Here is a 12,394-nt window from a genome sequence, read left to right on the forward strand (position 1 = left end):
ATGCCGTTTTTCTGGAACCGCAACGCCCGCCGCCTGCGCCTGCTGCTGATCCTGCTGGCGCTGAGCCTGCTGCCCGCGTTCGCCTGGGCGCAGGCCGCCGCGGCACCGGCCGCCACGCCGACCGCGCAGAATCCGCAGAACGCCGCGCCCACCCTGCCCTCGCTGCCGCAGGTCAACGTCGGCAAGATCGGCGCGCAGCCGGTGAGCCTGCCGCTGCAGACGCTGCTGCTGATGACGGCCATCACCCTGCTGCCGTCGATGCTGCTGGTGCTGACCGCCTTCACCCGCATCACCATCGTGCTCGGCCTGCTGCGGCAGGCGCTGGGCACCGGCCAGACGCCGTCCAACCAGGTGTTGATGGGCCTGGCGCTGTTCCTGACCGCGCTGGTGATGATGCCGGTGTGGGAAAAGGCCTGGGGCCAGGGCATGAGCCCGTATCTCAACGGCCAGATCGATTTCCAGACCGCGTGGACGCTGACCACGCAGCCACTGCGCGCGTTCATGCTGGCGCAGGTGCGCGAGACCGACCTGATGACCTTCGCCGGCATGGCCGGCAACGGCACCTACAGCGGCCCGGACGCGGTGCCGTTCCAGGTACTGGTGGCCTCGTTCGTCACCAGCGAGCTGAAGACGGCGTTCGAGATCGGCTTTCTGATCTTCATTCCGTTCGTGATCATCGATCTGGTGGTCGCCAGCGTGCTGATGTCGATGGGCATGATGATGATGTCGCCGATGCTGATCTCGGCGCCGTTCAAGATCCTGCTGTTCGTGCTGGTCGATGGCTGGGTGCTGACGGTCGGCACGCTGGCCGCCAGTTTCAACGGGGTCTGAGGCGATGAGTCCGGAACTGGCGTTGACCGAGCTGCGTGGCGGGCTGATCACGGTGTTGTGGGTGGCCGGGCCGTTGTTGCTGGCGATGCTGGCGGTGGGTGTGGTGATCGGTGTGTTCCAGGCGGCGACGCAGCTCAATGAGCCGACGATCGCGTTCATCGCGAAGGTGGTGGCGTTGACGGCGATGTTGTTCGCGACGGGCAGCATGCTGCTGGCGCACCTGGTGGAGTACACGACGATGCTGTTTCAGCGTATTCCGCATTTGATTGGGTAGCGGGGATGGCTGCGCCTGCTGCCCTGATCGCTCCCTGTGTAGTGGATGCCTCTTCTGCTCGCTTTTCTAGGTTTGGAGAGCAACAGCTAGAGCTTTCGCCTGGCGGCGAGTTACTTTTCTTTGCTTGTGCAAAGAAAAGTAACCAAAAGAAAGCACACCCCGCCGCAGCGCCCGCTACGCGGGTCCGCTCCGCTGACGGGATTTTCGGACGGGGCTTGTCTGCTTCGCAGCCAAGTCCGGGGCAGTCGCCTCGCGGCGCCTGCCCGCCCGCCGGGGCGAAGCAGTGCTTCGCCTTTTCCCGGCGAGCCCTGCCCCGGCCGAAAACGGCGCACGTCCCTGTGCGCCGCCCCCCTGCGGGGGGTTTGACCCGCCAGCTCCGCCGCTGCGGAGGGGACCCGGTGGATCAAGAGCGAAACAACAGCAACAGCAAAAACAATCCCAACAGCAACAGCAACAGCAACGGCAACAGCAACGGCAATAGTTGCAGCCATGGGGGCGTTGGCTTGGGTATCGAGCGTGCGGTGTCTGCGATTGTTCGCATGGTCGCCGGTCGGTCTTTGGCTGCAGGCCGCTCGCCTAGCGCGGTTGGTGCTCACCGCTCCTTTGTAATGCCTACCGGGGTCTCGGGCTGATGGATGCCGCCACGCAAATGGTGGTCGATGGGTCGCGGGCGTTCGCGATGGTCGGGGCGATTCTGTGGACCATGCTGCGGATCGGGGCGATGCTGACAGTGATGCCGATGGTGGGGACCAAGGCGGTGCCGGGGCGGGTGCGGGTGATCCTGGCCGGGACGCTGGCGATGGCGCTGGCGCCGTTGCTGCCGCCGGTGCCGGACTGGGATGGGTTCAATGCCGCGGTGGTGCTCAGCGTGGCGCGGGAGCTGGCGGTGGGGGCCAGCATGGGCTTCATGCTGCGGCTGATCTTCGAGGCCGGAGCGATGGCCGGGGAACTGGTCTCGCAGAGCACCGGCCTGGGGTTCGCGCAGATGGCCGATCCGTTGCGCGGGGTCAACTCCCCGGTGATCGGCCAGTGGTTCTATCTGGCCTTCGGGATGATGTTCTTCACCGCCAACGGGCATCTGGCGGTGGTGTCGCTGCTGGTGGACAGCTACAAGGCGCTGCCGATCGGCACCGCCCTGCCCGATGCGCAGGCCATGGCCTCGGTGGCGCCGAACTTCTTCATGAGCATCATGCGCGGCGCGGTGACGCTGGCGCTGCCGGTGATGGTGGCGATGATGGCGGTGAACCTGGCCTTCGGCGCGCTCGCCAAGGCCGCGCCGTCGCTGAACCCGATCCAGCTCGGCCTGCCGGTGGCGGTGGTGCTGGGCCTGGCGCTGCTGGCGGTGCTGGTCGGCGAGATGGGGCCGCCGGTGCAGCGCCTGTTCGACGCCGCCTTCGACGCCGCGCGCGCGCTCACCGCATAGCCGGCGCTCAAGCTAAGCTGCGACGCGGCCGATACCGGCAGCATGCCATCGGTGTGACGCCAGGATGAGCGCCGGCGACGCCGGCCGTCCTTACACTGCCGATCGCCCCTGTCCGTCCCTTCCTTCGCCGTCCGCGCACGCCATGCCCCATCGCCCGCCAGCGCCCGCTCGTGCCTGCCATCGCCGTGTCCCACGGCGGCGTCGCGGCGGCTGAGCGGCGCATGCGTACGTTGCGGGGTCGATGCCTGCGCTGGCCACTGTGGCTGCTGCTGTCGGCCCTGACCTGCAGCGGGGCCGCGCAGGCCCAGGTGATTCCGTTGCGGCACTACGCGCAGGACCAGGGCCTGCTCGGCCTCGCCGACACCTGCCTGCTGCAGCGTCGCGACGGCAGCCTGCTGGTGTGCAGCGAGAGCGGCCTGTACGCGTTCAACGGCGATCAGTTCCAGCAGTTGCCGCTGGAGGGCCGCGGCGGCCACTACATCTCCGACGCGGCCGAGGACGCCGCGCAGCGCCTGTGGGTGGCGACCTTCGATGCGATCTACGTCGGCGACGGCGCTCCGGCACGGTGGATTCCGCTTGAGCACAGCAGCCTGCCTTCGCAGCGCCGGCTGAACCGCCCGCGCCTGGCCACGCCGGCCTGGGGCACGGTGGTGCTCGACGAGCACCGGGTCCTGCGCGCGGTGCGCAAGGCCGACGGAAAGGGATGGCAGCTGCAGCCCCTGTTCGATGCGGCGACGCTGGCGCGGCAGCCGGAACTGGCCGATGTCCACGACCTGTTCGTGGCCGACGACACCCTGTGGCTGGGCTGCGCCAAGGCCTTGTGCCGGGTCGATGCCGATGGCCGCGCCACCCGCTACGACCAGGCCGATGGCCTGCCGCCCGAGTTCTGGCGCAATGCGGTCCGCGACAACGACGGCGCCCTGTGGGTCGTCGGCAACCGCACGGTGATGCGGCGACCGGCCGGCACGACGCGCTTCCAGGACCAGACCCCGCCGGGCCTGGACGGACCGGCCCTAGTGACCTTGCGCACGCCGATCCTGCTCGACCCGCAGGGCCGCGTGCTGGTGCGCACCAACCAGGGCCTGGCGCGCTGGGAGCACGGCCGCTGGCGCAGCTTCGACGGCCGCCACGGCCTGCCCGAGGGCAACATCGTCGCGATGCACTTCGATCAGGCCGGCGACCTGTGGCTGAGCATGGACGGCGAAGGCGTGCTGCGCTGGAACGGCTATGGCTGGATCGAGAACTGGGACGTGTCGCAGGGCATCAGCCGGGCGCCGACCTGGAGCATCCAGCGCACCCAGCGCGGCGACCTGCTGGTCGGCAACGAGGGCGGCGTCGATCGGCTGCGCGAGGACGGCCGCTTCGAGCGCTGGGCCAGCGACAACGGCACCCAGATGATCGGCTTGCAACGCGCCGCGGACGGCACGCTGTGGAGCATCGGGTCGGTCGGCATGCTGCGCCGCTACGACGCGCAGGGCCGGCTGCTGCGCGCCTACCCGCCGCTGGACGGCATCGCCAAGCAGTTGTTCGTGGATGCGCGCGGCCGGGTCTGGATCCTGACCAACCGCGGCGTCTACCTGCTGGCGCAGGCCGACGCCGACGCGGTGCCGGAGCCGGTGCGGGCGCTGCCGGGCGGCGAGTATTCGGACATCCAGCAGCGCCACGACGGCAGCGTGCTGGTGGTGGGCATGACCGGCGTGTTCCGCCTGCGCGGCGAGACCTGGACGCCGATCCGGCTGACGCTGGACGGCGCGCCGGCGCAGCCGGTGCTCAGCAAGCTGCTGGTCCTGGACGACGGCCAGGCCTGGGCCAGCCTGTACGGCCCTGGCGTCTGGCAAGGCCGGCTCGATGGCGACACCCTGCACCTGCAGCCGGCCGATGCGCAATTGAGCGACCTGCAGCTCTACAGCCTGCGCCGCACCCGCAACGGCTGGATCTGGATCTGCCACAACCAGGGTGTGGACGTGTACGACGGACGCGCCTGGTCGCGGCTGACCCAGGCGCAGGGCCTGCTCTGGAACGACATGTCCGAATCGGCTTTCCTGGAGGACAACGACGGCTCGGTGTGGCTCGGCAGCAGCCGCGGCGTCACCCACCTGCTGGACCCGGCGCGGCTGTTTCCGACGCAGGCGCCGCGGCTGGCGCTGCAGGAGTTCAGCCGCGGCGGCGTGCCCATCGCCGCGGGCGCGCGCCTGCGCTGGAGCGAAGATCCGTTGCACATCGCGGTCGGGGCCCCGGACCTGTACGACGAACGCAACCGCATCAGCTTCCGCTACCGCTTCGAGGGCGCGCATACGCGCTGGCTGCACACGCCCAATTTCGAGTTCGAGCAACCGCCGCTGGCGCCGGGCAGCTACGTGCTGGAGATCCAGTTGCTGGATGCCTACCGGCGCCGCGCCTCGGCCCCGCTGCGGGTGGCGTTCTCGGTGGCGCCGGTGTGGTGGCGCAGCCAGCCGATGCTGGCGCTGTACCTGCTGCTCGGCGGCGGCCTGGCGGTGGCGCTGCTGCATTGGCGCGAACGTCGCCTGTACCAGCGCCAGCGCGAACTGGCCGACCTGGTGGCGCGGCGCACAGAGGAACTGGAGCACGACAAGCGCGAACTGGAGATCGCCCGCGCCGCACTGGCGGTGAAGGCCTCGCACGACGCCCTCACCGGCCTGCTCAACCGCGCCGGCATCCTCGAGGCGCTGGCGGCGCAGATGCGCCGCTGCGGGGCGGACCAGATCCCGCTGGCTGTGGCGATGATCGACCTGGACCACTTCAAGCGGATCAACGACGAACACGGCCATCTGGTCGGCGATGCGGTGCTGATCGAGGTGGCGCGGCGCCTGAATGCCAACCTGCGCGACGCCGACCTGGTCGGCCGCTACGGCGGCGAGGAGCTGCTGGCGGTGCTGCCGGGGTTGCCGCCGAGCTGCGGCGAGCGGCTGCAGGCCCTGCGCGCCACCATCGCCGGCCAGCCGCTGCGCATCGGCGAGCGGCAGCTGGCGATCACCGCCTCGATCGGCGTGGCCTGGTACCAGCCCGGCGAGCCGCTGCAGCACCTGCTGGCGCGGGCCGACGCGGCGCTGTACCAGGCCAAGCACCTGGGCCGCGACCGGGTGGAGCTGCAGCCGGCCTAGCCGCCGCCGCGGTCGGAGGCGCCCCCCGGCAGCGCCGGGGCAAGCGCGGCACGGGACCGGCACGGTCCTTGCAGCGCGCAGGGTCGATCCTGGCCGAGCGCATCCCCCGATGTCCGAGAGCGAAGAAGGCGCAGAGCGCACAGAACAGCCCACAGACAAACGCCTGCGCGAAGCCCGCGAACAGGGCAATGTCCCGCATTCGCGCGAGCTGGCGACGGCCGCGGTGTTCAGCGCCGGCGTCTTCGCCCTGATGGGCCTGTCCACCTCGCTGACCGCCGGCGCCGTGGCCTGGCTGAAGCAAGCGCTGCGCCCGGACCTGTCGATGCGCCAGCATCCGGAGGCCATGTTCGGCCATTTCGGCGACCTGCTGCTGAACCTGCTCTGGGTGGTGCTGCCGCTGGTCGGCATCTGCCTGGCGGCCAGCTTTGCCGCGCCGGTGCTGATGGGCACCCTGCGCTTCTCCGGCCAGGCGCTGATCCCCAAGTTCGACCGTCTCAATCCGATGGCCGGGCTGAGCAGGATGTACGGTGCCGAGACCCTGGCCGAACTGCTGAAGTCGATTCTGCGCATGGGCTTCGTCGGCGGCGCCGCGGTGCTGTGCCTGTGGGGGAGCGTCGACTTCCTGCGCGGCTTGCTGCTGCAGCCGCTGGAGCAGGCCATCGGCCACGGCCTGGGCTTCACCCTGCGGCTGCTGCTGTACACCGCCGGCGCGCTGGCGCTGCTGGCCGCGATCGACGCGCCCTATCAGAAGTGGAATTACATCCGCAAATTGAAGATGACCCGGGAGGAAGTGCGCCGGGAAATGAAGGAAAGCGACGGCAGCCCAGAGGTCAAGGGCCGCATCCGCCAGATGCAGATGCAGATGTCGCAGAGGCGGATGATGGAAGCGGTGCCCAAGGCCGACGTGGTGGTGGTCAACCCCACCCACTACGCGGTGGCGCTGAAGTACGAGAGCGGGCGCATGCGCGCGCCCACCGTGGTCGCCAAGGGCGTGGACGAGATCGCCTTCCGCATCCGCGAGGTCGGCGAGCAGCACCGGGTGGCGGTGATCTCGGCGCCGCCTTTGGCACGCGCCTTGTATAGGGAAGGCCAACTCGGCAAGGAAATTCCCGTGAGACTGTATTCGGCGGTGGCGCAGGTCCTCTCGTACGTCTACCAGCTGCGCGCCTGGCGCAGCGGGCCGATGCCGCCGTTGCCGCCGCTGGAGGTGGATGAATTCGCCCCGGGGAGCCAGCCATGAGCCAGCCGGCCGCGCAGATGAACACGCGCAAAGTGATGGACATGATCAAGCACGGGCTGGGCGCCCCGGTGATCGTGCTGCTGATGCTGGCGATGGTGGTGGTGCCGCTGGCCGCCCCGGTGCTGGACGCCCTGTTCACCTTCAACATCGCCATCTCGCTGATGGTGCTGCTGGCGGTGGTGTACGTGAAGCGGCCGCTGGAGTTCAGCATCTTCCCGATCGTGCTGCTGATGACCACGATGCTGCGCCTGGCGCTGAACGTGGCCTCCACCCGCGTGATCCTGATCAACGGCCAGGACGGCCACGGCGCCGCCGGCAAGGTCATCGAGGCCTTCGGCGAATTCGTGATCGGCGGCAACTACGCGGTCGGCATCGTCGTGTTCGCGATCCTGACCATCATCAACTTCGTGGTCATCACCAAGGGCGCCGGGCGCGTGTCGGAAGTGACCGCGCGCTTCATCCTCGACGCCATGCCCGGCAAGCAGATGGCGATCGACGCCGACCTCAACGCCGGCCTGCTGACCCGCGAGGAAGCCAAGGCCCGCCGCGAGGAAGTGCGCGAGGAAGCGGACTTCTACGGCTCGATGGACGGCGCCAGCAAGTTCATCCGCGGCGACGCCATCGCCGGCATCCTGATCCTGTTCATCAACCTGATCGGCGGCATGGCGGTCGGCGTGCTGCAACACGGCATGCCGTTCGCCCAGGCAGCCTCCACCTACACCCTGCTGTCGATCGGCGACGGCCTGGTCGCGCAGTTGCCGGCGCTGCTGGTGTCCTCGGCGGTGGCGATGCTGGTCACCCGCGCCTCGCGCTCGCAGGACATGGGCGCCTCGATGATGGGCCAAGTGTTCGGCCAGCATAAGGCGCTGGCGGTGGCCGCGGCGATCATGGGCCTGGTCGGCCTGATCCCGGGCATGCCCAACGTCGCTTTCTTGACGCTGGCGCTGATCCTGGGCCTGCTGGCCTGGAAGATGTGGAAGCGTAGCCTGCAGCCGCCGCCGGCCGCCGCCGAAGCGGCGCCACAGGCCGCGGCCGCGGCCCAGGCCAATGCCGAACTGGGCTGGGACGAACTGCGCCCGATCGACCCGCTGGGCCTGGAAGTCGGCTACCGGCTGATCCCGCTGGTGGACAAGGCCCAGGGCGGCGAGCTGATGGCGCGGATCAAGGGCGTGCGCCGCAAGCTGACCCAGGACATCGGCTTCCTGGTGCCGCCGGTGCATATCCGCGACAACCTGGAACTGCCGGCCAACGCCTACCGCCTGCTGGTGCACGGGGTTCCCGTGGCCACCGCCGACATCCATCCGGACCGCGAACTGGCGCTGGACCCGGGCGGCGCCCTCGGCAAGATCGACGGCATTCCCGGCAAGGACCCGGCATTCGGCCTGGACGCGATCTGGATCCAGCCGCACCTGCGCGCCCAGGCCGAGACCATGGGCTACACCGTGGTCGACCCGGCCACGGTGATCGCCACCCACCTCTCGCACCTGATCCGCGAGCACGCCCCGGAACTGCTCGGCCACGAGGAAGTGCAGCAGCTGCTGGCCACCCTGGCCAAGAGCGCGCCCAAGCTGGTCGAGGACCTCACCCCCAAGGCGCTGCCGCTGTCGGTGGTGGTACGCGTGCTGCAGAACCTGCTGATCGAGAAGATCCCGGTGCGGCAGTTGCGCAAGATCGTCGAAGCCCTGGTCGAACACGCCCCGCAGAGTCAGGAACCCGGCGCGCTCACCGCCGCGGTGCGCAACGCCCTGGGCCGTTTCATCGTCCAGGAGATCGCCGGCATGGCCCCGGAACTGCCGGTGTTCACCCTGGCCCCGCAATTGGAACGTGTCTTGCAAGACTCCACCCAGGGCAACGGCGCGGCGCTGGAACCCGGACTGGCCGAACGCTTGCACCAAAGTCTGGCGGACTGCGTGAGCAAGCAGGAAGCGCGCAACGAACCGGCCGTGGTGCTGGTGCCGGCGCAGGTCCGCGCCGCCCTCGCCCGCCTGGTCCGCCACAGCGTCCCCGCGCTGTCGGTCCTGTCCTACAGCGAAGTGCCGGAAGACAAGCGGCTGAAGCTGGTGGGCACGATCAGTTGAGATGACGGGAATCGGGAACAGGGAATGGGGAATCGTCCCCCTGTCCCGGAAGCGGAGAGAGCAATGAACACGATCACCACAACCCAGACACGGCACCGCGGCCCGCCACGTATCGGCACCGGCAGCGCGTCCATTCCCCATTCCCCGTTCTCCATTCCCGGCTTCCACCCATGAAGATCAAACGCTTTGTCGCCCCCGACATGCGCACCGCCTTCCGGATGGTGCGCGACGAGCACGGGCCGGATGCGGTGATCCTGTCCAACCGGCGCACCGACGAGGGCATCGAGATCGTCGCCGCCAGCAACTACGACGAAGCCCTGGTGCAGCGGGCGCTGGATGCGGTGCGCCCGGACGAGGCGCCGCGCGCCGCCGCGGCGGCGCAGGCCCCGGCCGCGGCCGCCCCGCGTGCCGCACGCGGCGACAGCGCCGCGGCCAGCCCGGCGATGGCGATGATGGCCGCGATCAGCGAACGCCGCGGCAATGCCGCGCCCGCCGCCGCCGCACGGCCGCTGACCCAGCCGGCGGCGCTCGCCGCCTCGGCCATGCCGGGCGCGGCCGCCCCGGCCGCCGCCGCGCGCCAGCCCGCGCCGGCCAAGGCTGCGGCTGCAGCTGCGGCGGTGGCGCCAGCGCCGGCCCGTGCCGAGTTCAGCATTCCCGAGGACGTGTTCCGCAACGCCCCGATCAGCGTGCCCCTGCCCAGCCCGTTCGCCGCCACCCCGGCGCCGGCCGCCGAGGCCGCGCCGGCCTGGCGCGACGACGTCGCCGCGGTGGCGCTGACCCCGGTAAGCGCCCCGGCCGCGCCGATCGCGCCGATCGCGCCGATCGCGCCGGCGCCGGCCGCTGCCGGAATCCCGGCGGCCGCGGCACTGGCGGCGGTGCCGACCTTCCCCGCCCCGCAGAACGACGAACAATTGACGCAGCTGCGCGACGAACTGGCGCTGATGCGGCAGATGATCGAGCGCGAGATGAACCGCCTCACCGACGAGCGCCTGCGCGGCTCGCCGGTCCGCGCCCAGGCGCTGGAGCTGATGGACGACTACGGCTTCGACAGCGGCATCATCCGCGACGTGGTCATGCAGATCCCCGCCGACCTGGAGCTGCACCGCGGCCGCGGACTGATGCTGGGCCTGCTGTCCAAGCGCCTGCCGATCGCCGCGCTGGACCCGCTTGAGGAAGGCGGCGTGATCGCCCTGATCGGCCCGACCGGCGCCGGCAAGACCACTACCATCGCCAAGCTGGCCTCGCGCTTCCTGGAGCGCCATGCCGCCCGCGACGTGGCCCTGGTCACCACCGACACCATCCGCGTCGGCGGCCGCGAACAGTTGCACAGCTACGGCCGCCAGCTCGGCATCGCCGTGCACGAGGCCGACAGCGACGCCGCGCTGCAGCTGCTGCTGGAGCGCCTGGCCGACTACAAGCTGGTCCTGATCGACACCGCCGGCATGGGCCAGCGCGACCGCGCCCTGGCCGCGCAGCTGCACTGGCTGCGCGCCTCGCGGGTGGTCCGGTCCTTGCTGGTCCTCCCCGCCAACGCCCATTTCTCCGACCTGGACGAGGTGGTGCGCCGGTTCGCCGGCGCCGACCCGCAGGGGGTCATCCTGACCAAGCTGGACGAGACCGGGCGGTTCGGCAGTGCCTTGTCGGTGGTCGTCGACCACCGCCTCCCCATCACCTGGGTGACCGATGGACAGCGTGTGCCGGACGACCTGCACCGCGCCAACGCCGCCAGCCTGGTATTGCGCCTTGAAGATTTGCGGCGCGCTGCCGATAAGCCCTGTACTCCGGAGCAGACCCATGCCGTCGCGTGACTACGTCAATCTGACCAATGCCTTTCCCCTGTCGGCGACGCGCAACGAACCGCTGGGTCCGGTGCGGACCATCGCCGTGACCGGCGGCAAGGGCGGCGTGGGCAAGACCAACATCTCGGTCAACCTGTCCATGGCGCTGGCCGACATGGGCAAGCGCACCCTGCTGCTGGACGCCGACCTCGGCCTGGCCAACGTCGACGTGCTGCTGGGGCTGACCCCCAAGTTCACCGTGGCCGACCTGGTCGCCGGGCGCTGCACCCTGGAAGAGGTGCTGATCGACCTGCCCAACGGGCTGATGGTGGTGCCCGCCGCCTCCGGCCGCCGCTACATGGCCGAGCTGCCGCCGGCCCAGCACGTGGGCCTGGTCAACGTGTTCTCCGAGCTGCAGCGCGAGCTGGACGTGATGATCGTCGACACCGCCGCCGGCATCACCGACAGCGTGCTGACCTTCTGCCAGGCCGCGCAGGACGCGGTGGTGGTGGTCTGCGACGAGCCGGCCTCGATCACCGACGCCTACGCCCTGATCAAGGTCCTCTCGCGCGAGCGCGGCGTGGACCGGGTACAGATCGTCGCCAACATGGTCCGCGACCTCAACGAAGGCCGCATGCTGTACGACAAGCTCAGCCGGGTCTGCGAGAAATTCCTCGGCGACGTGTCGCTGAACTACCTGGGCTGCGTGCCGCAGGACGACTGGCTGCGCCTGTCGGTGCAGCGCCAGCAGCCGGTGGTCAAGGCCTACCCGTCCAGCCCGTCGGCGCAGGCGATCGCCGAGATCGCCCGGCGCACCGCGCGATGGCAGGCGCCGACCGCCCCGCGCGGCAACGTCGAGTTCTTCGTCGAACGCATCATCCAGCGCGGGGTGGCCGCATGAACGCCGCCGCCCACTACCGCGCCGTCCAGCGCAACAGCGCCAACGACTACATCGCTCAGCACTCGGACCTGGTCCGGCGCATCGCCCACCACCTGGCGGCGCGGCTGCCGGCCAGCGTCGAGATCGACGACCTGATCCAGGCCGGCATGATCGGCCTGATCGAGGCCTCGCGCAGCTACGACGCCGAACAGGGCGCCTCGTTCGAGACCTACGCCTCGATCCGCATCCGCGGCGCCATGATCGACGAGATCCGCCGCGGCGACTGGGTGCCGCGCTCGGTGCACCGCCGCGCCCGCGACGCCGCCTCGGCGATCCGCAAGATCGAACAGAGCACCGGCCGCGCCGCCGCCGCCAACGAAGTGGCCGCGGCGATGGACATGCCGCTTCCCGAATACCTGCGTTTGATGGAAGATGCCGCCCGCGGCCAGGTGCTGAGCCTGGAGTCGCGCATCGAGGACCATGGCGAACTGGATACCATCGCCAAGGGCGGACCCAATCCGCAGCAGATGCTCGAGCGCAGCGAATTCGGCCGCGAGCTGGGCAAGGCCATCGCGCAGTTGCCCGAACGCGAGCAGTTGGTGCTGTCGCTGTACTACGAGCAGGAATTGAACCTCAAGGAAATCGGCGCGGTGCTCGGGGTCAGCGAGTCGCGCGTGTGTCAGATCCATGGCCAGGCCACGGTACGGTTGCGCGGACGCCTGAAGGCGTTCGAGGTCGCCGATGCCGGTCTGGAAGACGAAGAATAGG

The 12,394-nt window shown here is 69.9% G+C and carries 9 protein-coding genes; all 9 read left to right on the forward strand.

Annotation, left to right across the window (positions count from 1 at the left end; translation table 11 throughout):
* The 9 genes from fliP (at nucleotide 1) to NKJ47_RS11670 (ending at nucleotide 12,393) form a co-directional block, all read left to right on the forward strand.
* Nucleotides 1-831 (forward strand): flagellar type III secretion system pore protein FliP, encoded by an 831-nt coding sequence (gene fliP, locus NKJ47_RS11630; RefSeq protein ID WP_254458061.1) that lies wholly within the window; start codon nucleotides 1-3, stop codon nucleotides 829-831.
* Between the two features lie 4 nt (nucleotides 832-835).
* Nucleotides 836-1,105 (forward strand): flagellar biosynthetic protein FliQ, encoded by a 270-nt coding sequence (locus NKJ47_RS11635; RefSeq protein WP_010343869.1) that lies wholly within the window; start codon nucleotides 836-838, stop codon nucleotides 1,103-1,105.
* A 631-nt stretch (nucleotides 1,106-1,736) separates the two neighbouring features.
* Entirely contained in the window at nucleotides 1,737-2,528 is a 792-nt protein-coding gene (gene fliR / locus NKJ47_RS11640) for a flagellar biosynthetic protein FliR (RefSeq protein ID WP_254458062.1), read from the forward strand.
* A 221-nt stretch (nucleotides 2,529-2,749) separates the two neighbouring features.
* Entirely contained in the window at nucleotides 2,750-5,650 is a 2,901-nt protein-coding gene (locus tag NKJ47_RS11645) for a ligand-binding sensor domain-containing diguanylate cyclase (RefSeq protein WP_254458063.1), read from the forward strand.
* Nucleotides 5,651-5,759: 109 nt separating this feature from the next.
* The gene (gene flhB / locus NKJ47_RS11650; RefSeq protein WP_254458064.1) at nucleotides 5,760-6,890 is read left to right on the forward strand and encodes a flagellar biosynthesis protein FlhB; all 1,131 of its coding nucleotides are present in this window, start codon (nucleotides 5,760-5,762) and stop codon (nucleotides 6,888-6,890) included.
* 17 nt (nucleotides 6,891-6,907) lie between these two features.
* Nucleotides 6,908-8,968: a flagellar biosynthesis protein FlhA gene (flhA, locus tag NKJ47_RS11655; protein ID WP_254461409.1), complete on the forward strand. Its 2,061-nt coding sequence runs from the start codon at nucleotides 6,908-6,910 to the stop codon at nucleotides 8,966-8,968.
* 170 nt (nucleotides 8,969-9,138) lie between these two features.
* On the forward strand, nucleotides 9,139-10,776 hold the full coding sequence (gene flhF / locus NKJ47_RS11660; RefSeq protein ID WP_254458065.1) for a flagellar biosynthesis protein FlhF: 1,638 nt from the start codon (nucleotides 9,139-9,141) through the stop codon (nucleotides 10,774-10,776).
* On the forward strand, nucleotides 10,763-11,647 hold the full coding sequence (locus tag NKJ47_RS11665; RefSeq protein WP_254458066.1) for a MinD/ParA family ATP-binding protein: 885 nt from the start codon (nucleotides 10,763-10,765) through the stop codon (nucleotides 11,645-11,647). Before flhF ends, NKJ47_RS11665 begins: the two co-directional genes overlap by 14 nt.
* Nucleotides 11,644-12,393: an RNA polymerase sigma factor FliA gene (locus NKJ47_RS11670; RefSeq protein ID WP_017908923.1), complete on the forward strand. Its 750-nt coding sequence runs from the start codon at nucleotides 11,644-11,646 to the stop codon at nucleotides 12,391-12,393. The genes NKJ47_RS11665 and NKJ47_RS11670 overlap by 4 nt, the downstream gene beginning before the upstream one ends.
* Nucleotide 12,394 lies beyond the last annotated feature (1 nt).

The sequence above is a fragment of the Xanthomonas sacchari genome, from assembly GCF_024266585.1.
Taxonomy (GTDB): domain Bacteria; phylum Pseudomonadota; class Gammaproteobacteria; order Xanthomonadales; family Xanthomonadaceae; genus Xanthomonas_A; species Xanthomonas_A sacchari_C.

Excerpts from the sequence above, each read along its gene's own strand:
- fliP (WP_254458061.1), top strand. The coding sequence starts at position 1 with ATGCCGTTTTTCTGGAACCGCAACGCCCGCCGCCTGCGCCTGCTGCTG.
- NKJ47_RS11635 (WP_010343869.1), top strand. The coding sequence starts at position 836 with ATGAGTCCGGAACTGGCGTTGACCGAGCTGCGTGGCGGGCTGATCACG.
- fliR (WP_254458062.1), top strand. The coding sequence starts at position 1,737 with ATGGATGCCGCCACGCAAATGGTGGTCGATGGGTCGCGGGCGTTCGCG.
- NKJ47_RS11645 (WP_254458063.1), top strand. The coding sequence starts at position 2,750 with ATGCGTACGTTGCGGGGTCGATGCCTGCGCTGGCCACTGTGGCTGCTG.
- flhB (WP_254458064.1), top strand. The coding sequence starts at position 5,760 with ATGTCCGAGAGCGAAGAAGGCGCAGAGCGCACAGAACAGCCCACAGAC.
- flhA (WP_254461409.1), top strand. The coding sequence starts at position 6,908 with ATGAACACGCGCAAAGTGATGGACATGATCAAGCACGGGCTGGGCGCC.
- flhF (WP_254458065.1), top strand. The coding sequence starts at position 9,139 with ATGAAGATCAAACGCTTTGTCGCCCCCGACATGCGCACCGCCTTCCGG.
- NKJ47_RS11665 (WP_254458066.1), top strand. The coding sequence starts at position 10,763 with ATGCCGTCGCGTGACTACGTCAATCTGACCAATGCCTTTCCCCTGTCG.
- NKJ47_RS11670 (WP_017908923.1), top strand. The coding sequence starts at position 11,644 with ATGAACGCCGCCGCCCACTACCGCGCCGTCCAGCGCAACAGCGCCAAC.